Genomic DNA, 25,013 nt, shown 5'->3' with positions numbered 1-25,013 from the left:
CAGCCAAGCCCCACGCCACATTACATGTCCGCAGTCTTCAACTTCACCTTCGTGCCCTGGTTTCGCTCGGTCGCTCCCTACATCCACATGCACCGAGGCAAAACCTTTGTGGTGGCCATTGCCGGTGAAGCCATTGCGGCTGGCAAGTTGCCCAACTTGGCGCAAGATTTGGCGCTGATCCAAAGCATGGGCGTGCGCATTGTGCTGGTGCACGGCTTTCGCCCCCAGGTCAATGAACAACTGGCGGCCAAAGGCCATGTGCCGCAGTACTCCCACGGCATGCGCATCACCGACGAGGTGTCGCTCGACTGCGCGCAAGAAGCGGCAGGCCAGTTGCGTTACGAAATTGAAGCCGCGTTCAGCCAGGGCCTGCCCAACACGCCCATGGCGGGCGCCACGGTGCGTGTGATCTCGGGCAACTTCATCACCGCGCGCCCTGTGGGCATCTTGGACGGGGTGGACTTTCAACACTCGGGCCTGGTGCGCAAGGTCGATGTGGCGGGCATCACCCAAACCTTGGCTGCGGGCTCGATGGTGCTGCTCTCGCCGTTTGGCTTTTCGCCCACCGGCGAAGCCTTCAACCTGACCATGGAAGAGGTGGCCACCTCGGTGGCCTCTGCCTTACAGGCCGACAAGCTCTTGTTTGTCACCGAAACGCCAGGCCTGCGCGTGCGCCCCTTAGAGCCCGAGGGGGACGACAACCCCATCGACACCGAACTGCCGCTGGATGCTGCCGAAAAGCTGCTGGCCTCTCTGCCGTCCACCAGCGACCCCTCCGACATTGCGTTTTACCTGCAACACTGCGTCAAAGCCTGCAAGTCGGGCGTGGAGCGCAGCCACATCCTGCCGTTTGCGGTGGATGGCGCCTTGCTGTTGGAGGTGTACATGCACGACGGCATTGGCACCATGGTGGTGGACGAAAAACTCGAAGAACTGCGCGAAGCCAGCCACGAAGACGTGGGCGGCATCTTGCAGCTGATTGAACCGTTCGAGAAAGACGGCACGCTGGTCAAACGCGATCGCACCGAGATTGAACGCGATGTGAACCAGTACACAGTCATCGAGCACGACGGCGTGATCTTTGCCTGCGCTGCGCTTTACCCCTACCCCGAGAGCAAAACCGCCGAAATGGCGGCCCTCACCGTGTCCCCCCAATCGCAAGGTCAAGGCGATGGCGAAAAAGTGCTCAAGCGGGTGGAACACCTGGCACGCAACATGGGCTTGAAGAGCATTTTTGTCTTGACCACCCGCACCAAGCATTGGTTCTTGAAGCGTGGTTTTGTTCAGGTGGATGCAGACTGGCTGCCCGAGGCCCGCAAGCGCAAATACAACTGGGACCGCAAGAGTTTGGTGTTGGTCAAACAGCTGTAATCGGCTCAGGCGTCAAACGCTGCGTCGTTGCCCGCTTTCAACGGGTCGGTGCTGCGCCACAAGCGCACGGTGGTGACCAGTGCCAACAGCGCAATGCCCACAAAACACACGAACGACCAATTGGCGATGGAGCCGCCCAAAAACGTCCAATCAACCGCCGAGCAGTCGCCACCGCCTTTGAAGATCATGGGAATGGCGCGTTTGAGTGGAAAAGTTTCAATCATTCCGTAAAAGTCGCGGCCACACGACACCACCTCGGGCGGGTACCACTGCAACCAGCTCTGGCGTGCCGCCACGTAGGCGCCGCCCGCACCCAAGAGCGTGAGCAAGCCGCCGGCCCAAAGACTGACAGTGCGCCTTGGCCACAACGCCCCCACACCAGCGACCACGGCGATCAAGAGCATGGCGTAGCGTTGCACGATGCACATGGGACAAGGCTCCAGACCCACCACATGCTGCAAATACAAGCCAAATGACAACAAGGCCACACAGGCCAAACCCACAATGGCCCAGACGCGGCCTGTTCGATCCAAAAAATTCAATGACAACACACGTTCCTCCTCAGCCAGTCGACATTGTCACTGTGAAACAATTGGGCCAAGCACGCCATGTTGTAAAGAACCAAGACTTGTCATGACCCTTCGCCTACCAGAGCTCGAACAAACGCCTCGTTTGCTGCATTTCATCACCCACTTGGACGATTTGCTGCGCCGCACCGACAACGAGGCGCTGATTTTGGAGCGCGCGCAGGTGCTGCTGAGCCAATTGCTGGCCCAAGACGATTGGTTGCCTGACGAATTTGCGCAACCCAACCCCGAGCGCTACCAGCAGTATTTGCTGTTTGCCGACACAAACGACCGGTTTTCGGTGGTGAGTTTTGTCTGGGGGCCGGGCCAATCCACCCCCATTCACAACCACACGGTGTGGGGCTTGGTTGGCGTGCTGCGCGGCGCTGAGTTGACGCAACCCTTTGCCCAAAACGAACAAGGTCAGTGGGTTCCCAGTGGGCCGCAGCAGCGCATTGAGACCGGACACATCGCGCCCGTGTCGCCCACCGTGGGCGATGTGCACCGCGTATGGAATGCGCTGAGCGACCAGCCGTCCATCAGCATCCACGTCTACGGCGGCAACATCGGCAAGATCCGACGCAACGTGTTCCTGGAAGACGGCACGGCCAAAGAATTCATTTCGGGCTACAGCAACGCCTTGCGTGAGGTGCCCAGCGAGTTTCCAAGCACCTCTTTCTTACAGGTGCGTCAAGCGTTGTTGCAGCAGCAAGAAATTGCCCTCTTGGATGTGCGCGAGGAAGACCCTTTCGCGCAGTCCCATCCCTTGTTCGCCGCCAACCTGCCCATTGGACGCCTCGAGGTGGATGCCTGGCGACGCATTCCGCGCTTGGACACTTCAGTCGTGGTGTACGACAACGGTGAAGGTTTGGCCTTGCCCGCAGCGCGCACCTTGCGCCGCATGGGCTACACCCACGTCAGCCTGCTGGCGGGTGGCCTCAAAGGTTGGCACGACGGGGGTGGCGAGTTGTTTCGAGATGTCAACGTGCCCAGCAAGTCCTTTGGCGAGTTGGTCGAGTCCAAGCGCCACACCCCTTCGCTGTCAGCGCAAGAGGTCAAAGCTTTGATCGACCGAGGCGCCAACGTGGTGGTGCTGGATGCGCGCCGCTTTGACGAATACCAGACCATGAGCATTCCCACAGGCGTGAGTGTGCCGGGCGCAGAGTTGGTGCTGCGTGCCCGTGCCATGGCGCCCAACGCCACCACCCGCATCATCGTCAACTGTGCGGGACGCACCCGCAGCATCATCGGCACCCAGTCGCTCATCAACTCGGGCATTCCCAACCCGGTGAGCGCGCTGCGCAACGGCACCATTGGCTGGACCTTGGCTGGCCAAGAGTTGGTGCGCGGCGCCGACCAACACTTTCCGCCGGTCGACGAGAGCATTCGCCGCCAAGCGGCAGCTTCGGCGCTGTCGGTGGCCTACCGCGCCCGAGTCAAGCGTGTGCGGCTGCCCGAGCTGCGCGAATGGCTGGCCGACCTCAGCCTCACGACCTATGTCTTTGACGTGAGAACGCCTGAAGAGTTTTCAGCGGGTCACCTGCCTGTGGCGCGCAGCGCGCCAGGCGGACAACTGGTGCAAGAAACCGACCACCAAGCCCCGGTGCGCGGCGCCCGCTTGGTGCTGTGCGACGACGACGGCGTGCGCGCCAACATGTCGGCTTCGTGGCTGGCTCAAATGGGCTGGCAGGTGTACGTGCTCGATGGCTTGAGCTCGGATGATTTTCAGGACGCCAGCACACCGCCCGCTCGGTTGCCGGACCCCATAGGCGCACTGCCTATTGCGCAAGTGGCCCAAGTCAAAACCTGGGTGGCAGACCGCAACAGCCACACCGTGGTGCTGGACTTCAGCTCCAGCGCCGAGTTTGTCAAAGGCCATGTGCCAGGGGCATGGTGGTTGCTGCGCAGCCAGCTGGCCGAAGGCTTGGTCAAAGCCCACAAGGGCAACCGCTATGTGTTGACCTGCCAAGACGGCAGCATCTCGCGCTATGCGCTGGCCGAGGTGAAAGCCTTGGTCAAGCCCGGCGTGGACGTGGTGTGGCTGGCCGGTGGCAACGCCGCTTGGACAGCCGCTGGCCACAGCTTGCAAAGTGGCGACCGTCAAATGGGCTGCGAGCGGGTGGACCGCTACCGCCGCCCATACGAGGGCACCGACAACCCGGTGCAAGCCATGCAGGGCTACCTCGATTGGGAGTTTGGCCTGGTCGACCAACTGGCCCGCGATGGCACCCACGGCTTCAGGGTGATCTGATCCCCTGCTAAAGTCTTGACCTGATTTCAACGCTCACCTCACAGAAGAATTTCCCCTATGGCACGCACCGTTCATTGCATCAAACTCGGCATCGAAGCCGAAGGCCTCGACTTCCCCCCCTACCCCGGCGAGATGGGCAAAAAACTGTGGGAGGGCGTGAGCAAGCAAGCCTGGGCCGAGTGGATGAAACAACAGACCATGCTGGTCAATGAAAACCGCCTCAATCTGGCCGACCAACGCGCCCGCGAGTACCTCAAGCGCCAAATGGAAAAGCATTTCTTTGGTGACGGCGCTGACGCCGTGCAAGGCTACGTCCCACCTCCCAGCGCCTGAGCGATGCCCTCGCCCAAGCCGCCAGCGCACGCTTGGCATGGGCACAGCATCTGGTGCATCACACAGGCCACGCTTGACCTGCCCGCGCTTTTGAGCGCTTGGGCGCAGTGGCAGACCGACCCCGAACGGCCCGCGCTGTTGCATGTGCTGGCTGTCGCGGCTTGCGCCCCGACCCGTCAAGACCTGCAAAACGCAGCCAACGCCCAACCCAAGCACGCGGCTTTGGTCGGCGAACTGACCGGGCAGTGCTGGGGGCTGTTGCCAGGCATGCACCGACTGCGTTTGAACGGTGGACAGGTCCTGCTCACCTTGTGCGTGGGTTCCCCCGCCGACCATGCGCCGTTGCTGGCACGTTACCCCACCGGCCCCTGCACACCCAGCACGGCTGGACACCCCTTGGGCGAGCGCACGGTGACCGTGCTGGGCTCGGGCATTGCGGGTGCGGGCACAGCGCGCGCTCTGGCTGAGCGCGGCTGGCAGGTCACGGTCCTCGACGCGGGCAACACCCCTGCCGCAGGTGCCTCTGGCTTGCCCGTGGGCTTGGTGGCTCCGCACACCTCGCCGGACGACAGCTTGATCTCGCGCCTGTCACGCGCTGGCGTGCGCACCATGCAGCACGCCATGCGCACCCTGCTGCAAGAAGGAACCGACTGGGGCCCCAGCGGCGTGCAAGAGCGCCGCTTGCCCGGCAAAACCCGCAAAGGCGGGGCGCCCCAGAGCTGGTCACACGAACTCGCCGAGGCGGGCGAGGCGTGGACCTGTGCAGCATCGCCCCCTGCGCCACCCAACGCACTGTGGCACGCCAAGGGCGCTTGGTTGCGCCCAGCCCGCTTGGTGCACGCGCTGCTGCAACACCCCAACATCCGCTGGCAAGGTCAGGCCAACGCCGATGCCTTGCGCGCGGTGGACACCGCCCAAGGTACGGCATGGCAGGTGCTGCAACAGGGCCAAGTGCTGGCCCAGTCCGCGCGGGTGGTGGTGGCCTGTGGGCCGGGCAGTGCAGCACTTCTGGCCAGTGCCACACACCAGGCCAACACCCTGCCCATTCGTCCCTTGCGTGGGCAAATATCCTGGGGGCTGATGGCGGAAGTGACAGCACCAGTGCCAACAGCGGGCATGGGCATGGGCACGAGCAGGCGCACAGGCGCCAGACAAGCACAGCCCCAACAGCCAGGCTTTGAGCTGGCAGACATGTGGCCAGCCATGCCGGTCAACGGCAACGGCAGCTTTGTGCACAGCGTGCCCACCGAATTGGGGCCGGCTTGGTTTGCAGGCTCCAGCTTTGACCGGGTCAATGGTCAACCCGTGGTCTTGCCCGCCGACCATGCAGACAACCTGGCGCGCCTGCAGGCCCTGCTGCCCGACATGGCGCAAGCTTTGGCCCCGGTGTTTGCCAACGGTGCGCGTGGCTGGGCGGGGGTGCGTTGCAGCGTGCCCGACCGACTGCCGGTGGTGGGCCCGGTGGCGCACGCCAGCGAGAGCCTGTGGGTGGTAGCTGCCATGGGATCGCGAGGGCTCACCCTGGCCTTGTTGTGCGGCGAACTGCTGGCAGCACACTGGCATGGAGAGCCCTTGCCACTGGAAGCCCAACTGGCACAGGCCTTAGACGCCAACCGGTTCAAACACCTCAGCTCAGCCTCGGCAACACATCAAAACCAGCACAAGGGTCAGCCATAGTCCCATCACCAGTGCACCGAAACCCAACGTCAAGCGCTAGCCAAACCGACACGCAAGACAATACGGCCATGACACACCCCACCACTTCGCACCCCACAGCGCCCCATGCCGCGCTGAATGAAGCACCCGCGCCCGTGAGCTTGGCGCAAGCGTTCTGGTTTTGGCTCAAGCTCGGGTTCATCAGCTTTGGCGGGCCTGCGGGGCAAATTGCCATCATGCACGACGAGTTGGTGGCCCAACGCCGTTGGATCTCGGAGCGACGTTTCTTGCACGCCCTCAACTACTGCATGGTGTTGCCCGGCCCCGAGGCGCAACAGCTGGTGACCTACATCGGCTGGCTGATGCACAAGCGTTGGGGAGGTGTGGTGGCCGGTGCATTGTTTGTGTTGCCGTCGCTGGTGCTGTTGGTCGCCCTGTCTTGGATTTACATGGCGTATGGCGACTTGCCGCTGGTGGCTGGGTTGTTTTACGGCATCAAGCCCGCCGTCACCGCCATCGTGGTGCAAGCGGCACACCGCATTGGCTCAAGGGCCTTGAAAAACCCATGGTTGTGGGCCATTGCAGCCGCCTCTTTTGTGGCCATCTTTGCCCTGGATGTGCCCTTCCCCCTCATCGTGGGCGTGGCGGCTTGCTTGGGCTACATCGGGGGCCGTGTGGTGCCTGCGCACTTTCAGGTGGGCGGTGGCCACGGTGCAGCCAAAGCCTCGTATGGTCCCGCACTGATCGACGACCACACGCCCACGCCGGACCACGCACGCTTCAGCTGGTGGGGGCTGGCACAGGTGCTGGTGGCCGGTGCGCTGTTATGGGCACTGCCCATGGGCGTGTTGTGTGCGGTGTTCGGTTGGAACCACGGTTTCACGCAGATGGGCTGGTTTTTCACCAAGGCCGCGCTGCTGACGTTTGGCGGAGCCTATGCCGTGCTGCCCTATGTGTACCAAGGCGCGGTGGGTGAGTTTGCTTGGGTCACGCCACGGCAAATGATGGACGGGCTGGCCTTGGGCGAAACCACACCAGGCCCGCTGATCATGGTGGTGGCCTTTGTGGCTTTTGTGGGCGGCTACGCCAAAGCACTGCTGGGGCCTGAGAGCTTGTTCATGGCCGGTGCGCTGGCAGCCTGCTTGGTGACATGGTTCACTTTTTTACCGTCGTTCATCTTCATCTTGGCGGGTGGCCCATTGGTCGAGAGCACCCACAACGACTTGAAGTTCACCGCCCCGCTCACCGCCATCACGGCGGCGGTGGTGGGCGTCATCTTGAATCTCGCGCTGTTCTTTGGCTACCACTTGCTGTGGCCCGAGGGCTTGGGCCACTCTTGGCAAGAAGCGCTGAACGCCCCCTTTGACTGGCGCTCTGCCTTGCTGGCCGTGGGGGCTGCCGTGGCCTTGTTCAAGTTCAAGCGCAGCGTGATGCAAGTCATTGGCGTGAGCGCCTTGATCGGCTTGGCCATCACCACCTTGCCACTCTGAGCATGCACACACTGGCACAACTGCGCGCAGGCGAACTCACGGGCATCACGCGCCTAAAGTTGTGCGAAGACTTGCGCGAATTTCCAAGCGAAATTTACACGCTGGCCGACTCGCTGGAAATTCTGGATCTGTCGGGCAACCCGCTCAGTCGCTTGCCCGACGACCTGCCCCGCTTGCACCGGTTACGGGTGATCTTTTGTTCTGACAACGCATTCACCGAGCTGCCTCGCGTGCTGGGCCGCTGCACAAGTTTGAGCATGGTGGGCTTCAAGGCCAACCAAATCCAACATGTGCCCGCTGAGTCGCTGCCCCCGCTGCTGCGCTGGTTGATCTTGACCGACAACCAGATCGAGACACTGCCGGACGCCTTGGGGCACTGCACGCAGTTGCAAAAGCTCATGCTGGCGGGCAACCGTTTGCGCCACTTGCCCAACTTGGGGGCCTGCACACGCTTGGAACTGTTGCGCATCTCGGCAAACCAACTCACCGCCTTGCCAGCGTGGCTGTTGGCGCTGCCACGTTTGAGCTGGCTGGCCTTTGGCGGCAACCCCTTGAGCGCGGCGCAAGAAGCGCCCCCTCAACCCACCCCGACCCTGCGGGGTGTGCCCTGGCAGGCCTTGCAGTTGCAACAGGTTCTGGGCGAAGGTGCCTCAGGCGTGATTCACCAAGCCCTTTGGCACACGCGCACAGGCGCGCAAACCGTGGCGGTCAAACTCTTCAAAGGTGCGCTCACCAGCGACGGCTTGCCTGCGTGCGAAATGGCGGCTTGTTTGCAGGCGGGAGTGCACCCGCACTTGGTGACGGCCATCGGTCAAGTCGAAGGGCATCCCGCTCAAACCCAAGGCCTGGTGATGCCCTTGATTGACCCCTCATTCGTCACCTTGGCTGGGCCGCCGAGTCTGGCGTCATGCACCCGTGATGTGTACGACCCCAGCACCCGCTTCGCCTTGCAGACCCTGGTGCAACTGGCCCTGGGTGTTGCCAGTGCGGCCCAGCACTTGCACCAAAGCGGCATCTTGCATGGCGACTTGTACGCCCACAACCTGTTGCACAGCAGCGAAGGGCACGTCTTGTTGGGCGACTTTGGCGCCGCCTCGCTGTTTGACGCGCACGACAGGGCGTTGGCCAATGCGCTGCGGCGCATTGAGGTGCGTGCCTTGGGCTGTTTGCTGCAAGAGCTGCTGGCACGTTGCGATGGGCTGCATGCGCATCCCCGCGCGGAGGTGACGCTCCAACAGCTGATCAACCGCTGTTTGGAGACAACTTCTGCCTCTGCGCCCTCGTGGCACGACCTACACACCACCTTGACCGCTTGCGTGTCTGCACGGTAAGACCTGGGCCTGCATGGCCAAGGTCCTGTGGGGTATGTCCTAGTCTGCGGCGACAACCGTTGTGCGCCACACTCTCGGCCTGATTTCAACTCACCGCCAAAGGCCAACCATGAAATGGGTCACCCGTGATTTTGTCCACCTCGACCGCGTCGCCTCACCTTGGCTGATACAACGCTTTGTCGACCCCGAGGCGCAATTTGTGTTCGTGCCATGGGGACAAGAAGACACACGGCCCAGCGATGCCATTCCTTTTGGATTACCCGGGGTGGAGTTGAGCTCGCACGACGAGCACGGCACCACCTTTGAAAAAATCATTCGCAGATATGCCCTCAGCGACCCATCTTTGCACAACATCGGGCAGATCATCCATGCCGGCGTGGCACAGGTGCTCCACCACGCCAAGCCAGGGCCCGACGACCGTTGGGGCCAAATTGCGGCCGGATTGTTGGCGGTCTCCGAAGGCATGATGCTGCTGCACGAAGCCGATGAAGCCATCTTGCAAGCCAGCTTCCCGGTCTACGACGCGCTTTACGCCAATTTGCGTGCGCACGCGCTGGTCAGCCAGAACAACTTGGAGATGCCGGGCTACCAAGGCCTGGGCCCGACTCTGCCCACACGCTTCTTGCGCCAAGTCTTGAATACAACATCGTGATCACCCTTTTGCAGGGTCGCCCCTGCGACTGGTTTGTCTCGGGTAAATCCTAGGCACTGGGTGACACCTTTGTGCACAACACTACCCAGAGTTGTGATCTCTAGAAAAGTAGTCGTTTTCCATGGTTTTATCTGTCACCTTGCAGCCCAGCGGTAGTCGGTTTGATTGCGATTCAGAACAAGAAATTCTCAAAGCAGGCCTAGCCGCCGGCCTGCGCATGCCCTTCAGTTGTCGCTCAGGCATGTGCCGCACCTGCAAAGGCCGGGTCACCTCAGGCCAGGTGGATCATGGGGGCGCTCACGTCAAATACCTGTCTGAAGCAGAGCGCGAACAGGGCTTCGCCTTGCTGTGCTGCGCCAAACCCTTGAGCGATGTGGTGGTCGAAGTGCAGGAGATTGACCCTGACCGCCACCTCAAAGCCCAACAAATGCCGGCACGGGTGCTCGACTTCAAGCAAGTGGCCGACGATGTGCGCATCGTCACCTTGGGACTGCCCGCCAACGAGCCCGTGCAGTTTCGCGCTGGGCAGTTCATCGACGTGCTGCGCCCGGACGGTCTGCGTCGCAGTTACTCCATCGCCAACCCACCCAAAGCCGAAGGTGTGCGACAGCTGGAATTGCACCTGCGTCACATGCCAGGGGGTGTTTTCACCGACCATGTGTTTGGGCCCCTCAAGCAGCGCGAGATCTGGAAGATTGAAATGCCCTTGGGTTCGTTCTACCTGCGCGAAGACAGCACGGCGCCGATGATCTTGTTGGCCTCGGGCACGGGCTTTGCCCCCATTCAATCGCTGCTGCTCTACAGCTTGGAGCAAGGCATGACCCGACCCATCCATCTGTATTGGGGCGGACGTCGCAAGGCCGATCTGTACGCGATGGAACAAGCGCAAGCCTGGGCCCAACAACAGGCACACATCGAATTCATTCCGGTGTTGAGTGAAGCCACACCTGAGGACGAATGGCAAGGCCGAACGGGCTTGGTGCACCAAGCGGTGCTGCAAGACTTCAAAGACCTCAGCCAACACCAGGTGTATGCCTGTGGTGCGCCCATCATGGTGGAGTCTGCAAGGCGTGACTTTGTGGCGTTGGCGCACTTGTCCGAGGACGCCTTCTTTGCCGACTCATTTTTAAGCCAGGCCGATCAAGCCAAATCCAGCCCATCGATTTAATTCAAGGAGAGACACACCATGCTGCCCGAAAACTGTACCGTCGACATGCCCACACACAACTCGGTGATCAAGCCCTATTGCTTGAGCCACGGCACGCTGGAGTGTTACAGCCTCAAGGCCTCGCGTCGTTTCTACGAAGAGTTTTTAGGGCTTGAGTGCGTGCGCCACGGCAAACCTGCCATGGTGATTCGTGGCGGCATGCGCTTTCACATCGTCTGCGTCGAAGTGGGCGACCAAATTCACCCGTGCAGCTTGCTCAACCACTGGGGCGTCGATGTGGCCACCCGCGAAGAAGTTGACCAAGCGCACGCCAATGCAATCGCCAACCAAGCCAAATACGGCATTCGCCAAGTGCTGCCCCAGCAAGAAATGCATGGCGTGTACTCCTTTTATCTGGAAGACCTTGACCACAACTGGTGGGAAGTTCAGCACTATGCCAATGGTTTTCAACACGATGACTTTTTTGACTTTGGCGACCGCTTCAGCATGGACGAAGAAGGCGACGCGGCCAATTTAGATGAACTCAAAAAGTAAACCATTCAGAAAACACGATCTTTGGAGACAAGTACATGACACAACTCATCAAGCAATGGTTACGCGCCCTGCTGCTCAGTGCTGCGGCGTTTGGGGCCATGGGCGTGCACGCCCAAGCCCCCAACACCACACCCATCCGCATTGGCAGCACGCTGGCGCTCACGGGTCCGCTCAGTGCCACGGCCGTGATGCAAAAAATCGCTGGCGAGATTTACATCGAACAACTCAACAAGCGCGGGGGGTGGTTGGGTCGCCCCGTGGAATGGGTGCTCAAGGACGACCAGTCCAAACCTGACGTCACACGCACCTTGTATGAGCAACTCATCACCTCAGAAAAGGTTGACCTGATCGTCGGCCCCTACGCCACAGGCTCCATCTTGTCGGCCATGGGCGTGGCGCAGCGCTACAACAAGGTCTTGTTGCACAACACCTTTGGCTTGCCTGCTTTGGCCAAATACGACATGCTGTTTTCGGTCGGGGGTCAGTCGTACGACATTGAAACCGTTTGGCCCAATTTGGTGTTCGACGCCGTCGGTTCAGGCAACAAACCACCCAAATCGGTGGCCATGTTGACCAGCAAATTTCCATCGGTGCACTTCGTGACCCAAGGTGCGCGCGAGGTTCTGAAAAAACGCGGCATGACCGAAGCCACCTACTTGGAATGGGAATTTGGCAACCGCGACTTTGGTGCCATTGCGGCCCGTGTGAAAGAAGCCAAGCCCGACATGGTGTGGGTCGGTGGTGTGGGCTTGGACGGCAACTTGCTGCTCGATGCCATGAAAAAGATCGACTACGTGCCACCCCAGTTCTTCATCGCCTTCCCGGCCTCTGGCCCCATGCTCAAGTCGCCTGACGGCAAAGGCGTGCTGGCGTTGACCGTGTTTGAAGAACATGCCCCCTTCACCAGCAACCCGGTGGCGGCTGAGTTTGTCAAACAGTTCAATGAACGCGCGGCCAAGGCCGGCTTGCCCGACAGTTCGGTCGAATTGATTGCGGCGGTGGCTTATGCCACTTGGCAATCTTTGGATGCCGCGATCACTGCCACCAAAAGCCTCGACGATAAAACCATCGCCGCTTGGCTCAAGAAAAGCCAGGTCGACACCGTCATTGGCAAGGTGCGCTGGGACGGCACCAACAACTTCATGAAGGGCACCGACTTGTACCGCGTCAAGCAAGTGCAAAACGGCAAATGGCAAGTGGTGTGGCCGCGCGAGTATGCAGCCCCTGGCACCAAGCTGATCGCGCCCTGACCCTATGGCCGTCGTCCATCCTTTGCTGCTGTCGCACGGCACTTTGCTGTGCCGTAACTTGGCCAACACCCGTAACTTCTACGAAGAGTTCTTGGGGCTGGACGTGGTGCGCCACGCCAAGCCCGCCATGATGGTGCGCCTCAATTCGGGCATGTACATCGTGTGCGTGTGCATTGGCGAGAACGTGCCTAACCAACACGTGCTCACGCACTGGGGGCTCAACGTTGCCACACGTGAGGAAGTGGATGCGGCTCATGCTGCGGCAGTGGCGTCTCAAGAGACCTATGGGATTCGCAAAATACAAAGCGTGCGCGAGCGTCACGGCGCCTACGGCTTTTACATGCAAGACCTCGACTGCAATTGGTGGGAAATTCAACACGAAGAACGCACCATCAACCACTTCTTCAATGGCGGCAACAAATTTGGTGACGACGTGATCGCCACCGACAGCGCCGACTCGCACGACTGATCCACTTTTCTTCTCATCGCTATTTATGTCTACCTACAAACTTCTCAGCTACCAAATCAACAAAGAAGCGCGCGCAGGCGTGCTGGTGGGCGACACCGTCTACGACGTGCAAAAAGTCACTGCCACGGCGGCCTACGCCACGGTGATGGGCATCTTGGCCCATTGGGCGCAAGCCAAGAAAGCCTTGGCAGAGTTCGAACGCAAGATCAGCACAGGCAAGAGCCGCATCCAAGGCACACCGCTGAAGAAAACCAAACTGCTCTCGCCCGTGCTCTACCCCGGCGACATGTATTGCGCCGGTGCCAACTACACCGACCACATGCAAGAGATGGCGCGGGTGATGAACCAACCCCCCGGCCCCAACATGAAAGAAATGGGCGAGAAACCCTGGCATTTCATGAAGAGCACACGTGCCTCCATCGTGGGTCCCGGTGCCAAAGTCAAAATTCCGCCCTACTCCAAAGCCATGGACTGGGAAATTGAATTGGTCGCCGTGATTGGCAAAGTGGCCAAGAACGTCTCGGTGGAAAAAGCCCTGTCGTATGTGGCCGGCTATACCATTGCCGACGACTTGTCGGCGCGCGACATGATGAAGCGCCCCAAAATTCCCCAATCCGCGCCTTTTCACATCGATTGGATTGGCCAGAAATGTTTTGACGGTGCCTGCCCGGTGGGGCCTTGGATCGTGCCCAGCGAGCAAATCAAAAACCCACATAACTTGGGCCTCAAGCTGTGGGTCAACGACGTGCTGATGCAAGATTCCAACACCAGCAAGCTCATCTTTGACACGGCAGAGCAAATTGCAGCGCTGTCAGAGCGCGTGACGCTCTACCCCGGCGACTTGATCCTCACCGGCACCCCCGCAGGCGTGGGCATGGGCCGTCAGCTGTTCCTCAAGCCAGGGGACGTGGTCAAGATGTGGATTGAAGAGATTGGCGAGTTGACGCACAGCATGGCGTGAGCGTTCTCCCGCAAACAAGCCACGGCTTCAACGCCGTGGCTTTTCTTTTTTCAAAGCGTGGCCACGTGATCGCGCAGCTCACGTTTGAGAATTTTCCCCACCGGGCTCACCGGAAAAGCGTCCATCACCACCAAGCGCTCGGGCAGTTTGAACGAGGCAATTTGCAGCGTCTTCAAATGCGCCACCAGCTCTTCAAAGCTCAGGCTTTGCCCGGCTTGTGGCACCACACAGGCACAGGCTTTCTCACCAAACACCGGGTCGGGCATGGCCACCAAGGCGACTGATTTGACTTTGGGGTGGGTCAGGATCAGGTTCTCCACTTCGTCGCAGCTGATCTTCTCGCCGCCTCGGTTGATGAGGTCTTTGCGTCGCCCTTCGGTGAACACATAGCGACCCTCGCGTCGCACGATGTCACCCATGCGGTACCAGCCACCCTCCATGAAGGCTTCGGCATTTTTCTCAGGCGCCATGTAGTAGCCGCGAATGGTGTAAGGGCCGCGCGTCACCAGTTCGCCGGGCACACCATCGGCTACTTCATGGCCGTCGTCATCGACCACCCGAATCTCGTCCAAGTCCGACACCGGCGCACCCGAGCTGTTGAGCAACATGTCCTCGCTGTCGTCCAGCCGCGTCATGTTGATCAGCCCCTCGGCGGTGCCATAAATTTCCTGCGGTATGCAGTGCAAACGCTCGCGCAAACGCATGCGCAACTCAGTGGGTAAACGCGCACCGCCGTTTTGCACCACGCGCAAGGAAGACAGGTCGTACTGTTGGTACAGGTCTGAGTTCAACCAATTGATGATCAAGGGCACCACCGCCGCCACCACGGTGACGCGCCAGTCTTGGATGAGTTGGAAGATTTCTTCGCTGCTGGTGCCCTCGGACAGCACCACCGTGCCGCCGTAATAAAACGTGGCCAAGATGCCTGGCGACGCCAGGTTGTAGTTGTGCGCCAAGGGCAAGATGGCCATGAAGCGCGTGGCCTCGTTGAAGGCCGTGGCAGCGCCGCACAACTTGGCGTTGAGCACATAGTCGTTGTGGGTGCGTGGAATCAGTTTGGACATCGACGTCGTGCCACCCGACAACAACATGGTGGCCACTTGGTCTGGATCGGGTCGCAAACCTTGCAACACCTGGTCCACCTCGGCAGCCGACAGGTCTTGCGCCAAGTGCGACATCAAGGCAGCTTGCCCAGGCAAGGGCTCGCCTGCCACCCACACATGGGCCAGATTGGCGAACTCTGGGGCTACGTCTTGCGCCATGGTGCGAAAGTCAAAGTTCCCCACCACGCCGGGCACGATGTAGGCCACCGCCCCCGAGGCGCGGATGAAGTGGCGAACCTCGGCATGCCGATGGGCGCGCAAGGCCATCACAGGAATGGCACCGATCCAATTCAAGGCCAAGTAGGTCACCACAAACTCGATCGAGTTGGGCAGCTGCATGACCACGCGGTCTTGTGCACGCAAGCCTGCTCGGTGCAAGCCCACCGCCAAACGCTTGGAGCGGTCGATCAGCTGGGCGTAGGTGAGCGTTTGTCCCGCCTGGGTCACGGCCACTTGGTCGGGCCGCTGGCGGGCGCTGCGCTCAACCATCTCTGAAATGGTCAGCCCTTCCCACACACCTTGTTGTTTGTAGCGCTCGGAGAGTTCCAGCGGCCATCCAATGAATCCATCCATGCTTTGTCTCTTTGTTGTGTGGTGTCTGTGTGTGATGTGGCTGTGTGGTTTATGCGGCCACCTCGGGATGCAAGGCTTCATAAGCCTTGGCCAGTGCGGGGTCACGCCGCATCATCTCGGCGTGGCTGACGCGGCCCGTGCGCGTCATGTAGCTGTAGGCAAACTCCACTGGGGCGAGCGCGGGCACCAACTGGTCCATCTCTTCGTACCAACGGATGCTCACGTTGGCCGCATCCCAAATCTTTTTCATGGGAGGCAAACGCGTTTCTTGGAAACGTGCCAAGGCGGCAGGTACATCGGCCCCCAGCTCTTTGAAGGCTTTGTACAACGACACCGCATCTTCCATGGCCAAGCGTGTGCCCGAACCGATCGAGAAATGCGCTGTGCGCAGCGCGTCGCCCATCAACACCACGTTGTCAAAACTCCAGCGTTCATTCCAGATCGCGGGGAAGTTGCGCCAATGCGAGTGGTTGCTGATGATGGGGTGCTGCTGCAAGTCTTTGGCAAACACCTGCTCGCACAGCCTGATGGTGTCTTCAGGGCTCATGTCGGCAAAGCCCGCGCGCTCCCAGGTGTCGTGCGTGACTTCCACCAAGAAGGTGCTCATGTCGGGCCGGTAGCGGTAATGGTGGGCGCAGAACACGCCATGCTCGGTGTCGCGAAACGTCAAGGTCAGGCTGTTGAAGGGCTGGGTCGTGCCGTACCAAATGAATTTATTGGGCCGCCAATCGGTGGTGGTTTGAAACTTGTCTTCGTTTTCTGTGCGCAACCACGAGAACGCCCCGTTGGCCCCCACCACCAAATCAGCGGGGCCCAGTTGCGCCAAGCTGGTGATGTCGGTGTCGAAATGGATGGGGACACCCAACTTCTCCACGTAGTCAAACAGCAGCGTCAACAACTCCAAGCGACCGATCGAGGCAAAGCCGTTGCCTGCAATCGGAATGGTGGTGTCGTTGTGTACCACCGTGATGTCGGGCCAGTTCTCCAGGTGCGGCGTGAGGTACTGGTACAGCGCTTCGTCGTCGGCGCGCAAAAAATCCAAGGCACGGTCGGAGAACACCACACCAAAACCCCAGGTGGCGTCACGCGGGTTGCGTTCAAAAATTTCAATGTCGTGCGTCGGGTCGAGTTGCTTCATCAGGGCTGCGAAATACAAACCTGCGGGGCCTGCGCCCAAAATTCTGATCTTCATCGTGACGTTTCCTTTGCATGGCCAAGATTAACCCAGAAGTTGGTGCTTTACGGCACACTCTTTGCTATGTAAACCCCTGTTGAAGTCCCCATTGTGTCTTGTCAAAAACCACGTGCTGTGCACGTTGAAAGGCTCCTATGTCCACACACCGTTCATTTGCTGGCATCACTCGCCGCAACGCCTTGCATGCACTCACCGCCAGCGTGGCTGCCCTTGCCCTGCCCGCTCAAGCGGCATGGCCCGACAAACCCATCAAGCTGGTGGTGACCTTCCCTCCGGGCGGGGCCAGCGACATCGTGGCGCGCGTGATGGCCGAACAACTGAGCCTCAAATTAGGTCAGCCCGTGGTGGTGGACAACCGCCCAGGTGCCGGAGGCAGCGTGGGTGGCAGCTATGTGGCGCAGTCCCCTGCCGACGGCTATGTGCTGATGCTCTCCAACTCCACACCCATTTCCATTGGGCCATTCGCGTTGGAAAAACAGCCCTATGACCCGGTGGAAGCTTTCACCCACATCGCCTCGATTGGTGCGGCACCTTGCGTGGTGATGGCCTACCCGGCCTCTGGCATTCGCAGCATGAATGACTTGCAAGCTTTCGCTCGCAAAGAAGGCCGGCTCGACTTTGGCTCTGGTGGCCCCGCCTCGATTGGCCACATCTACGGCGAGTTGATGAAAAAGGAGCTGGGCCTCAACATGGTGCACGTGCCTTACCGTGGTGGTGCACCCATGACCACTGACTTGATTTCGGGCGTCATTCCGGTGGGCATGGATGTGTTGACCGCTTACGTGCCGTACTTCAAAACCGGGCAGTTGGTGCCTCTGGCTGTGACTTCGGCCAAGCGCTCGCCACTGGTGCCCGATGTGCCCAGCATCACCGAGCTGGGCAACTACCGCAAACTTGTGCTCGACAACTTCTTTGGCGTGTCAGGCCCCGCCAAAATGCCCGCCGACGTGGTGGCACGCATTCACAGTGCGTGCAACGAAGTGATGACGCAAGCCGACATCAAAAAACGCATGCTCGACTTGGGCATCACCCTCACCCCAAGCTCAACCGCCAGCTTCACCGCCTATGTGCGGGATCAGGTGGAGACCTTGGCACCGGCGGTCAAAGGGGCGGGCGTGAAGCTTTGAGTGCGGGTCTGTTCGTTTCAGTCGATGACTTCAAACAACACGTCTTGTGCACCCTGCCACAGAATTTTTTTGCCCATGGCCGCCAAGTGCTCGCGCCCTTCCACCACCGTCAAAAAATGGTTGCCCGCCAGTTGCCCCATCTTGCTGGAAAAGCTGCATGCCCCATAGGCCCAGATGATTTCGGTCTCGCTGTAGCCACCCGGGTAAAACAAGATGTCGCCCACGGAGGGGTGGCTGGTGTGGTTCTCATAGGTCAAACCGGGCGACCAGTCGCCCAGCGGCACCCACACGCCCTCACCACTCCAACGCACATGGATGAGTTGCTGACGGTAAGGCAGCAATTTTTTGAAAGCCGCCACGGTCTGCGGCGCATCGGGATGGGTGTGCGCCACAAAAGTAAAGCCTGCGGCGGTGATGCGAATTTTTTCAATCATGGGCAAGGCCTTGGTGTGTGTGATCGCAGACCCATTCAGGCCTGCGGTTGGTCAATCCATTTGGTCACGTTGGGTGCTTTCCAAGTGGTCAGTCGCTCCAGCAACTCGCCTGGCTGAGCGTCTATCACCAACATATCGCGGTGCTCGGCCTTCATGAAACCCTCTTGCACCGCCAGGTTGAGCATGGCCATCATCGGGTCAAAAAAACCACGGACATTGAGTGCGCCACAGGCTTTGTGGTGATCGCCCAGTTGGGTCAAGGTCGCCGCTTCAAACAACTCTTCCAAAGTGCCCAAACCGCCGGGCAAAGCCACGAAGGCATCGGCCAAACTGGCCATGCGCGCTTTGCGCTCGCGCATGTTGTCCACCACGTCGTGGTGGGTCAGGTGCGAGTGCAAATGGCCACGTTCAAACAAACGCCGGTTGATCACACCCGAGACCGAGCCCCCACATTCCAGCACGGTGTCGGCCAACACTCCCATCAAGCCTTTGTTGGTGCCGCCGTAAACCAAGATCAAGCCACGTTGGGCGATCTCTTGACCCAGACTCACCGCGGCTTCGCGGTAGGCATCAGAAAACCCAAAATTGGAACCACAAAACACGGCAATACTGCGCAAGGGTGGGTGCGGCATAGACGCTTTCAACTCAAAGAAAAGTCATTTTTGCGCTGGGTCCAACCGGTCATACGCAGTTCAAAAAATGCAGACACGGCATACAAGGCAATGCCCAACACGGCCAAGATGAACAAGCCCGCAAACACCATGGGCACATCAAAGTTGCCACTGGCAATGATCATCACGTTGCCAATGCCTTTGTTGGCCGCCACGGTCTCCGACAAGACGGTGCCGACAAACGCCAAGGTGATGGCAATCTTGAGTGAGGCAAACAAATACGGCAGCGCGCGTGGCAAACCCACGTTCCACAAGATGTCGAGCTTGGACGCACCGAGCACCCGAAACACGTCTTCCAGCTCGGGCTCGGTGGTGGCCAGACCGGTGGCCACGTTCACCACCACAGGGAAGATGCAGATCACCGCCGAGGTCAAGATGGCAGGCACCGTGCCCGAGCCAAACCACACCACAAAAATCGGCACCACCGCCACTTTCGGAATGCTGGAGAACCCCACCAACAGTGGGTAAGCCACGTCATAGGCCAGCTTGGACGAGCCAATCACCGCGCCCAACAGCACCCCCACTAGCACGCCGATGGCAAAGCCGACCACGGTGGTGTAGAGGGTCTGCACGGTATGCGGCCACAGCAGCGGCATTTTTTGCCACAACACCAGCGCAATTTGGCTGGGTTTGGGCAAGATCAAATCGGACACGCCCAAGGCCACGCAGGCCATTTCCCAGACCAAGAAAAAACCGATCAGCACAGACGCGGAGAGGATGTTGTGTTGGATGTTTTTAGACAACTGGCTCATGACAAGCTTTCAGGGGTAGAGACCTTGGCCGAAGTCGCGGGGTGGGCTGATGGCTCGTCCTCGGTGCGGACTTGGGCGATGCACATGCGCAGCTGTTGCACCAGGCTGGCGAACTCGGGTGAGTAGCTTTTCTCAAGCGTGCGTGGGCGCTCAAACGGCACTGGGCTGTCTTGCAAAATGCGGCCTGGGCGCGAGGTCATCACACAAATGCGGGTGGCCAAATAGGCGGCCTCGCGCAAGTCGTGGGTCACCAACAACACGGTCGGTTGGTGGGTCATCCACAGGTTTTGCATGATCGACCACAGCTCTTCGCGGGTGAACTGATCGAGTGCCCCAAAGGGCTCATCGAGCAACAGCAGTTGTGGCTCATGGATGAGCGCGCGGCACAGCGAGGCGCGCTGCAACATGCCCCCCGACAACTGCCAAGGCCGCTTGTCGCCAAAGCCTTTCAAACCCACTTGCGCCAACAATGCATCGGCACGCTCAGCGAACTCGGTGTGTTTCTTCTTGGCATAGTCTTGGCGAAACGGCTGCACGATCTTCAAAGGAATCAACACGTTCTCGCGAATCGTCAGCCAAGGCAGCATGGTGGGGTTTTGAAACGCCATGCCAATGCGCACCCCACTGGCCGCTTGGCCGCTGCGCCCCAGCACGCCCACCTCGCGCCCGCCCACAATCACGCCGCCAGAGCTGGGGGCCAGCAAGCCAGCCACCAATTTCAAGATGGTCGATTTGCCACAACCGCTGGGCCCCACCAAGGCCACGAACTCGGAAGGCTGGATGTGCAAGTCGGTGTGGTCCAGCGCCACGGTACCCGCTCCGTATTGCAAGCTCACATCGGAGAGTTGAATCAGCGACATCTCAGGCCCCCGTTGGCAAAGCGTGGGTGGGCAAGCCCTCGGGCGTGGTGAGGATGGCTTGGGTGTAGTGCTCGGTGTTTTTAGGCTGCGGCTTGGGCATGCGTTGCACGCTCTTGACCGATTTGCCCCAACCCGCAGCCTCGCTCACCAAGTGACCATCGCGCATCACAAAACGGCCACGCACCAGGGTGTGCAAGGGGTAGCCCTGTACCGCGCGTCCGTTCCATGGCGAAATTTTGCTGATGCTTTGTAACTTGCCCTGCGAGAGCACGCCTGTGCGGTCCATGTCGACCACGGCGATGTCAGCGTGCGCACCAGCGGCAATGACGCCCTTGGTGCCGTACAAGCCCCAAGCCTTGGCGGGGTTGACCGAGCTCCAGCGCACATAGTCCATCAGGCTGGCACGCTGGCGGTTGACCTCGGTCAGCATCAAGGGCATTTGGGTTTCCACACCCGGAAAACCACAGTCGCAGTCCCAAATGTTGGGGCGGGTTTTTTCTTCGGGCGTGTGGGGTGCATGGTCGGTGGCAATCATGTCGATCACGCCTTCCATCAACGCGTCCCACAGCGGCTGGTTGTGGCGCTGCTCGCGAATGGGAGGGTTGACGCGCAAGATGCCCCCTAAGCGCAGCATGTCTTGGGTGTTGAGCAACAAATACTGCGGGCAGGTTTCGACTGTCACATCCACCCCGCGACGTTTGGCGTCGCGCAACAAGTACAGCGAATCGGCGGCACTGTGGTGCGCAATGTGCAGGCGTGCGCCGGTCCATTCGGCCAATGTCAACACGCGGCCAATGGCTTCGATTTCACACACCGCCGGGCGTGCGGCCAAATGGGCCAGCGCGTCGATGCGTCCGGCCTTGACCAAGTGGTCTTGTCGGCGCGCCATGATCGACGAATTCTCCGCATGCACCACCGTGCGGATGCCCAAGGGTGCCAGCTTTTCAAACCCCTCCAGCAAAGCGCCATCGGTGGGTGCAGGCAAGTTGCCAAAGGTGTTGCCCACAAAGGCCTTGAAGCTGGTGACACCGGCTTCGAGCAGTTCGTCCAAACGGTCCAGCGTGTCGTCACCCAGCAAACCGTGGATGCCAAAGTCCACATACGACGACTCGGCGGCTTTGAGTTTGAGGTTCAAGGCTTCCAACGTGCCAGTGGCCGGTTTGGTGTTGGGCATCTCGAACACGGTGGTCACACCACCGCAGGCAGCCGCCGCAGAACCGCTTTTCCAGGTTTCTTTGTTGGGGTACCCGGGGTCGCGAAAGTGCACATGGCTGTCGATCGCACCGGGCAACAGGTACAAGCCTTTGGCCGGCAGCTCTTGGCGTGCAGGCGGCATGGTGTCGTCGTGGCCCACGGCCACGATGTGCTCACCGGCAATCGCCACTGAGGCCTCAAAAATGTGGTCGGGTGACACCACCTTGGCACCACGGATCACCAGGTCAACGTCGGGTCGTAAGCTCATGTCATCACCTCACAACATGGCCCAGCCGCCATCGACCGGCAAGTCCACGCCGGTGATCTGACGGGCCAAGTCACTGGCTAAAAACAGACACGCATGGGCAATGTCTTCGTCGGTTGACACACGCTTCATGGCGTAGTCGGCGGCGTGGCGCGTCATGGCCTCTTCCAGGCTGATGCCGAGTTTGTCGGCCATGTTGGCGCACACCTTGTCGCGAAAACGCGGGCCATCCACCATGCCGGGTGCGACGCAGTTGACGTTGATGTTGTGCGGCCCGGCTTCCAACGCAAAGCTTTTGGTGATGCCACGCAAGCCCCACTTCGAGGCCGAATAGGCCATGCGCCCTGCACGGCCACGCATGCCAAAGGTGCCGCCCACATTGACCACTTTGCCGTAGTGTTGCGCCACCATGCTGGGCAACACCGCGTGCATGGTGTTGAAGCAGCCGGTCATGTTGAGCTCCACAATTTGGTTGAACTCGTCGGTGCTGGTTTCCCAACCCGTCTTGCCAATGGGCCCTGAGCCACCGGCCACGTTGACCAAGATGTCGATGCGGCCCAACGCAGCCAAGGTCTGTTGGGCCAAGGCTTCGGTTTGCGCTGGGTCGGTCATGTCGCAAGGCACCACATGCACGGCTACACCGAGCGCACGGGCCTCTTGTGCCACTGGCTCAATGGCGGCGAGGTCTCGGCCCGCCAGCACCAGTTGTGCGCCCTCTTTGGCAAAGGCCAAACTGATGGCACGGCCCATGCCCTTGGCAGGCCCGGTGATCACGGTCACCTTGTTCTTGAGTTGCAAATCCATCGCGTGCTTTCAGAATTTGCTGATCAAGTCAGCACGTGCTGGCAGGTAGCGGCGGTCAAACACCTCTTCCACCGTGGGGGTGCGAGGCAGTTGGTTGGCCTCGACCACCACGCCAATCGAACGCTTCATGCGTTCGGTGTCGATGTCACCCAAGCCGATGCGTGCGATCTCGGGGTGGTTCATCTCTTCTTTGATCGTGGCGACCAAACGCTCTTTCTCCAGGTCACGCTTGAGCAAAGGCTCGCGGGCCATCAGTGCGTCCATGCCAGGTTCGGGGTTGGCCACCACCTCTTTGATGGCGCGGTTGAGTGCTTTGACAAAGCCTTGCACGGCCTTGGGGTTGTCGCGCACAAAACCACGTGAGAACAGAATCGCGTTGGAGTACAGGTCAATGCCATGGTTGCCGTAGTTGATGAAGCGCAGGTCTTTGTCGGGGTCTAAGCCCACCAACTTGGCACTGAACCAAATGGTGTTGATGTAGCCAAAAATACCGTCCACCTGACCACGCACCAGCATTTGCTCGCGCAGGTTGGGCGCCATGTTGGAGATGGTGACTTTGCTGGCATCGAACTTGGCGGCTTTGGCCAAGGCAGGGAACAACTTCAAGGCGCCGTCGTTGGCAGGACCACCGATGTTCTTGCCCTCAAAGTCTTTGGGCGTTTTGATCGGGCTGTCTTTTTTGACCGCGATGGTGAAAGGCGGCGTGTTGTAAATCATGTAGACGGCCACCGGGGCTTCGGCGGGACGCTTGGCCGCAAAGTCGATCAAAGCATTCATGTCGCCAAAGCCTGCGTTGTAGGCACCGGCTGCGATCTTGGCCACGGGCGCAGACGAGCCCTCGCCTTGGTCGATCTCCACATCCAAACCTTCGGCTTTGAAATAGCCTTTGTCTTGCGCCAAAAAGAACCAGGCTTGTGGGCCTTGGTATTTCCAGTTCAGGACCATCTTGATTTTGGTTTGCGCCAGCGCCGCAGGTGTCACGCTCAGGGCCATCACAGCCAGCAGGCCCGACAGCACGGTGGCCCATTGGGGTTTGAAAGTCAATGTCATCAACAACTCCTTCAGGTTAAAAGTCAAACAGATTGACGGCGTTTAGATTGGGCCGCGGCAGAACAAGGCTTGAGCTGGGCCAAGCCTTCCAGCAAAGTGCTGGTGTTGGAGACAAAGCCATGCAGCTGTTGCACCACGTAAAGAATGGCGCGGCTCACATAGCTGGGTGAGACGGTGCTGCACACGTCTTCGAGCAGCACGCAGTCGTAGCCCAAAAAGTTGGCGTCTTGCAAGGTCGAGAACACACAGCGGTCGGTGTTGACGCCTGCAAACAGCAAGGTGGTGGCCCCTTGCAAGCGCAGCACGCTGTCGAGTTCGGAATCCCAAAACCCCGACAAGCGATGCTTGAACACCACCATGTCTTCGGGCAACACGGGCAAGGCATCGATCACTGCGGCACCCCAGGTGCCGGGCACCAACGAGGGCCCATGGTCTTCGGGTGAATGTTCGGCATAGCCCACACCGTTGGGTGTGCGCTTGGCTTTGAACTGCATGGTGGGGCCGAGGTTGAGGCGGTCGGGACGCACGCCCCAGTTCAGCCACAACACCTTGCCGCCCGCTGCGCGCCACGGCCCCAGCAGCGCGTTGAGCGGAGCCACCGGGCGATGCAGCGCTTTCAGGCTCAAGCCTCTTTGACCAAACCAACCTTTGGGATGGCAAAAGTCGTTTTGCATGTCCACCACGATCAACACGGTGCGCACCACATCGATCTCAATGCACTGCGGCTGTGCGTCTAAGCGCACGCTTTTAGCGCGCAGCTGTGGGCGAACGAAGCTGACTCGTTCGTCATTGACATGCCATTGGTGCAACTCAGAAGGTCCGTACGAGGTGCTGGCACTGGGCGGCGAGGCCTTGGTGGTTGAGGCGTTGGTGCGTTTCATGCCCTGGGTGTACGCACGTGACGTGCCAAAAGACGTTGCCAAGAAGTGTTTTTTTAAGCATGGGGCGTTGCT

24 protein-coding genes and 1 pseudogene are annotated in these 25,013 nt (G+C 60.0%); 14 read left to right on the top strand and 11 right to left on the bottom strand.

Features of this window, described 5'->3' with window-relative positions:
- The first annotated feature begins 24 nt into the window (after positions 1-24).
- Complete coding sequence (gene argA, locus ACKWJN_RS00875; RefSeq protein WP_408593630.1) at positions 25-1,371, top strand: amino-acid N-acetyltransferase; 1,347 nt, start codon at positions 25-27, stop codon at positions 1,369-1,371.
- A gap of 5 nt (positions 1,372-1,376) precedes the next feature.
- Here the strand turns inward: argA and ACKWJN_RS00870 are convergent, their stop codons facing one another.
- A complete protein-coding gene (locus tag ACKWJN_RS00870; RefSeq protein WP_408593628.1) occupies positions 1,377-1,919 on the bottom strand; it encodes a disulfide bond formation protein B in 543 nt (180 codons plus the stop codon).
- On the opposite strand from ACKWJN_RS00870, the pseudogene ACKWJN_RS00865 reads away from it, so the two are divergent.
- From ACKWJN_RS00865 to ACKWJN_RS00810, 12 genes and pseudogenes are all read left to right on the top strand, one after another.
- A pseudogene (locus ACKWJN_RS00865) lies at positions 1,876-2,505 on the top strand (cysteine dioxygenase); the annotation flags it as partial. The gene ACKWJN_RS00870 and the pseudogene ACKWJN_RS00865 sit on opposite strands and share 44 nt — an antisense overlap.
- A gap of 81 nt (positions 2,506-2,586) precedes the next feature.
- A complete protein-coding gene (locus ACKWJN_RS00860) occupies positions 2,587-4,188 on the top strand; it encodes a rhodanese-like domain-containing protein (protein ID WP_408593696.1) in 1,602 nt (533 codons plus the stop codon).
- A gap of 57 nt (positions 4,189-4,245) precedes the next feature.
- Positions 4,246-4,521 carry an oxidative damage protection protein gene (locus ACKWJN_RS00855; protein ID WP_408593627.1) on the top strand — a complete coding sequence of 92 codons (276 nt, stop codon included), beginning with the start codon at positions 4,246-4,248 and terminating at the stop codon, positions 4,519-4,521.
- Between the two features lie 3 nt (positions 4,522-4,524).
- On the top strand, positions 4,525-6,198 hold the full coding sequence (locus ACKWJN_RS00850; RefSeq protein WP_408593625.1) for an FAD-dependent oxidoreductase: 1,674 nt from the start codon (positions 4,525-4,527) through the stop codon (positions 6,196-6,198).
- A 68-nt stretch (positions 6,199-6,266) separates the two neighbouring features.
- The gene (chrA, locus tag ACKWJN_RS00845) at positions 6,267-7,667 is read left to right on the top strand and encodes a chromate efflux transporter (protein ID WP_408593624.1); all 1,401 of its coding nucleotides are present in this window, start codon (positions 6,267-6,269) and stop codon (positions 7,665-7,667) included.
- A 2-nt stretch (positions 7,668-7,669) separates the two neighbouring features.
- Complete coding sequence (locus ACKWJN_RS00840) at positions 7,670-8,998, top strand: leucine-rich repeat-containing protein kinase family protein (protein ID WP_408593622.1); 1,329 nt, start codon at positions 7,670-7,672, stop codon at positions 8,996-8,998.
- A gap of 109 nt (positions 8,999-9,107) precedes the next feature.
- Entirely contained in the window at positions 9,108-9,650 is a 543-nt protein-coding gene (locus tag ACKWJN_RS00835) for a chromate resistance protein ChrB domain-containing protein (RefSeq protein WP_408593620.1), read from the top strand.
- 121 nt (positions 9,651-9,771) lie between these two features.
- Positions 9,772-10,818, top strand: a complete 1,047-nt coding sequence (locus ACKWJN_RS00830; protein WP_408593619.1) for a CDP-6-deoxy-delta-3,4-glucoseen reductase — start codon at positions 9,772-9,774, stop codon at positions 10,816-10,818.
- A gap of 18 nt (positions 10,819-10,836) precedes the next feature.
- Positions 10,837-11,352: a VOC family protein gene (locus ACKWJN_RS00825; RefSeq protein WP_408593617.1), complete on the top strand. Its 516-nt coding sequence runs from the start codon at positions 10,837-10,839 to the stop codon at positions 11,350-11,352.
- A gap of 35 nt (positions 11,353-11,387) precedes the next feature.
- Positions 11,388-12,602, top strand: coding sequence for an amino acid ABC transporter substrate-binding protein (locus ACKWJN_RS00820; protein WP_408593615.1), 1,215 nt, complete (start codon positions 11,388-11,390; stop codon positions 12,600-12,602).
- Positions 12,603-12,606: 4 nt separating this feature from the next.
- Positions 12,607-13,071: a VOC family protein gene (locus ACKWJN_RS00815; protein ID WP_408593613.1), complete on the top strand. Its 465-nt coding sequence runs from the start codon at positions 12,607-12,609 to the stop codon at positions 13,069-13,071.
- A 25-nt stretch (positions 13,072-13,096) separates the two neighbouring features.
- On the top strand, positions 13,097-14,032 hold the full coding sequence (locus ACKWJN_RS00810; protein ID WP_408593611.1) for a fumarylacetoacetate hydrolase family protein: 936 nt from the start codon (positions 13,097-13,099) through the stop codon (positions 14,030-14,032).
- A 50-nt stretch (positions 14,033-14,082) separates the two neighbouring features.
- Here the strand turns inward: ACKWJN_RS00810 and ACKWJN_RS00805 are convergent, their stop codons facing one another.
- Together ACKWJN_RS00805 and ACKWJN_RS00800 are read right to left on the bottom strand one after the other, a co-directional pair.
- The gene (locus tag ACKWJN_RS00805; protein WP_408593610.1) at positions 14,083-15,708 is read right to left on the bottom strand and encodes a (2,3-dihydroxybenzoyl)adenylate synthase; all 1,626 of its coding nucleotides are present in this window, start codon (positions 15,706-15,708) and stop codon (positions 14,083-14,085) included.
- A 49-nt stretch (positions 15,709-15,757) separates the two neighbouring features.
- Positions 15,758-16,900 carry an FAD-dependent monooxygenase gene (locus ACKWJN_RS00800; RefSeq protein WP_408593608.1) on the bottom strand — a complete coding sequence of 381 codons (1,143 nt, stop codon included), beginning with the start codon at positions 16,898-16,900 and terminating at the stop codon, positions 15,758-15,760.
- A 137-nt stretch (positions 16,901-17,037) separates the two neighbouring features.
- Here ACKWJN_RS00800 and ACKWJN_RS00795 point away from each other — a divergent pair, with 137 nt between their 5' ends.
- On the top strand, positions 17,038-18,030 hold the full coding sequence (locus ACKWJN_RS00795) for a Bug family tripartite tricarboxylate transporter substrate binding protein (RefSeq protein ID WP_408593606.1): 993 nt from the start codon (positions 17,038-17,040) through the stop codon (positions 18,028-18,030).
- A 17-nt stretch (positions 18,031-18,047) separates the two neighbouring features.
- Here ACKWJN_RS00795 and ACKWJN_RS00790 read toward each other — a convergent pair whose 3' ends face one another.
- From ACKWJN_RS00790 to ACKWJN_RS00755, 8 genes are read right to left on the bottom strand one after another with little or no spacing between them, the layout of a single operon-like run.
- Positions 18,048-18,461 (bottom strand): DUF3830 family protein, encoded by a 414-nt coding sequence (locus ACKWJN_RS00790; protein WP_408593694.1) that lies wholly within the window; start codon positions 18,459-18,461, stop codon positions 18,048-18,050.
- A 38-nt stretch (positions 18,462-18,499) separates the two neighbouring features.
- On the bottom strand, positions 18,500-19,096 hold the full coding sequence (locus ACKWJN_RS00785) for a TIGR00730 family Rossman fold protein (protein ID WP_408593604.1): 597 nt from the start codon (positions 19,094-19,096) through the stop codon (positions 18,500-18,502).
- A gap of 8 nt (positions 19,097-19,104) precedes the next feature.
- Positions 19,105-19,887 carry an ABC transporter permease gene (locus tag ACKWJN_RS00780; RefSeq protein ID WP_408593602.1) on the bottom strand — a complete coding sequence of 261 codons (783 nt, stop codon included), beginning with the start codon at positions 19,885-19,887 and terminating at the stop codon, positions 19,105-19,107.
- A complete protein-coding gene (locus tag ACKWJN_RS00775) occupies positions 19,884-20,747 on the bottom strand; it encodes an ABC transporter ATP-binding protein (RefSeq protein WP_408593600.1) in 864 nt (287 codons plus the stop codon). The genes ACKWJN_RS00780 and ACKWJN_RS00775 overlap by 4 nt, the downstream gene beginning before the upstream one ends.
- Position 20,748: 1 nt before the next feature.
- Positions 20,749-22,209, bottom strand: a complete 1,461-nt coding sequence (allB, locus tag ACKWJN_RS00770) for an allantoinase AllB (protein ID WP_408593598.1) — start codon at positions 22,207-22,209, stop codon at positions 20,749-20,751.
- Positions 22,210-22,218: 9 nt separating this feature from the next.
- Entirely contained in the window at positions 22,219-23,010 is a 792-nt protein-coding gene (locus ACKWJN_RS00765) for an SDR family NAD(P)-dependent oxidoreductase (RefSeq protein ID WP_408593596.1), read from the bottom strand.
- 9 nt (positions 23,011-23,019) lie between these two features.
- Positions 23,020-24,060, bottom strand: coding sequence for an ABC transporter substrate-binding protein (locus tag ACKWJN_RS00760; protein ID WP_408593594.1), 1,041 nt, complete (start codon positions 24,058-24,060; stop codon positions 23,020-23,022).
- 23 nt (positions 24,061-24,083) lie between these two features.
- Positions 24,084-24,941, bottom strand: a complete 858-nt coding sequence (locus ACKWJN_RS00755) for a cysteine hydrolase family protein (RefSeq protein ID WP_408593592.1) — start codon at positions 24,939-24,941, stop codon at positions 24,084-24,086.
- Between the last annotated feature and the right edge of the window lie 72 nt (positions 24,942-25,013).

It is taken from the genome of Limnohabitans sp. (assembly GCF_046052825.1).
Classification (GTDB): Bacteria; Pseudomonadota; Gammaproteobacteria; order Burkholderiales; family Burkholderiaceae_C; genus Limnohabitans.
This window is presented reverse-complemented; position numbering and strand designations above follow the sequence as displayed.

What these genes read in the sequence shown, in the direction of transcription:
- ACKWJN_RS00765 (WP_408593596.1), bottom strand. Translation starts at nt 23,010, where the DNA reads ATGGATTTGCAACTCAAGAACAAGGTGACCGTGATCACCGGGCCTGCC.
- chrA (WP_408593624.1), top strand. Translation starts at nt 6,267, where the DNA reads ATGACACACCCCACCACTTCGCACCCCACAGCGCCCCATGCCGCGCTG.
- ACKWJN_RS00760 (WP_408593594.1), bottom strand. Translation starts at nt 24,060, where the DNA reads ATGACATTGACTTTCAAACCCCAATGGGCCACCGTGCTGTCGGGCCTG.
- ACKWJN_RS00835 (WP_408593620.1), top strand. Translation starts at nt 9,108, where the DNA reads ATGAAATGGGTCACCCGTGATTTTGTCCACCTCGACCGCGTCGCCTCA.
- ACKWJN_RS00800 (WP_408593608.1), bottom strand. Translation starts at nt 16,900, where the DNA reads ATGAAGATCAGAATTTTGGGCGCAGGCCCCGCAGGTTTGTATTTCGCA.
- allB (WP_408593598.1), bottom strand. Translation starts at nt 22,209, where the DNA reads ATGAGCTTACGACCCGACGTTGACCTGGTGATCCGTGGTGCCAAGGTG.
- ACKWJN_RS00805 (WP_408593610.1), bottom strand. Translation starts at nt 15,708, where the DNA reads ATGGATGGATTCATTGGATGGCCGCTGGAACTCTCCGAGCGCTACAAA.
- ACKWJN_RS00815 (WP_408593613.1), top strand. Translation starts at nt 12,607, where the DNA reads ATGGCCGTCGTCCATCCTTTGCTGCTGTCGCACGGCACTTTGCTGTGC.
- ACKWJN_RS00830 (WP_408593619.1), top strand. Translation starts at nt 9,772, where the DNA reads ATGGTTTTATCTGTCACCTTGCAGCCCAGCGGTAGTCGGTTTGATTGC.
- ACKWJN_RS00780 (WP_408593602.1), bottom strand. Translation starts at nt 19,887, where the DNA reads ATGAGCCAGTTGTCTAAAAACATCCAACACAACATCCTCTCCGCGTCT.
- ACKWJN_RS00785 (WP_408593604.1), bottom strand. Translation starts at nt 19,096, where the DNA reads ATGCCGCACCCACCCTTGCGCAGTATTGCCGTGTTTTGTGGTTCCAAT.
- ACKWJN_RS00755 (WP_408593592.1), bottom strand. Translation starts at nt 24,941, where the DNA reads ATGAAACGCACCAACGCCTCAACCACCAAGGCCTCGCCGCCCAGTGCC.
- ACKWJN_RS00825 (WP_408593617.1), top strand. Translation starts at nt 10,837, where the DNA reads ATGCTGCCCGAAAACTGTACCGTCGACATGCCCACACACAACTCGGTG.
- ACKWJN_RS00775 (WP_408593600.1), bottom strand. Translation starts at nt 20,747, where the DNA reads ATGTCGCTGATTCAACTCTCCGATGTGAGCTTGCAATACGGAGCGGGT.
- ACKWJN_RS00840 (WP_408593622.1), top strand. Translation starts at nt 7,670, where the DNA reads ATGCACACACTGGCACAACTGCGCGCAGGCGAACTCACGGGCATCACG.
- ACKWJN_RS00855 (WP_408593627.1), top strand. Translation starts at nt 4,246, where the DNA reads ATGGCACGCACCGTTCATTGCATCAAACTCGGCATCGAAGCCGAAGGC.
- ACKWJN_RS00810 (WP_408593611.1), top strand. Translation starts at nt 13,097, where the DNA reads ATGTCTACCTACAAACTTCTCAGCTACCAAATCAACAAAGAAGCGCGC.
- ACKWJN_RS00850 (WP_408593625.1), top strand. Translation starts at nt 4,525, where the DNA reads ATGCCCTCGCCCAAGCCGCCAGCGCACGCTTGGCATGGGCACAGCATC.
- ACKWJN_RS00820 (WP_408593615.1), top strand. Translation starts at nt 11,388, where the DNA reads ATGACACAACTCATCAAGCAATGGTTACGCGCCCTGCTGCTCAGTGCT.
- argA (WP_408593630.1), top strand. Translation starts at nt 25, where the DNA reads ATGTCCGCAGTCTTCAACTTCACCTTCGTGCCCTGGTTTCGCTCGGTC.
- ACKWJN_RS00795 (WP_408593606.1), top strand. Translation starts at nt 17,038, where the DNA reads ATGTCCACACACCGTTCATTTGCTGGCATCACTCGCCGCAACGCCTTG.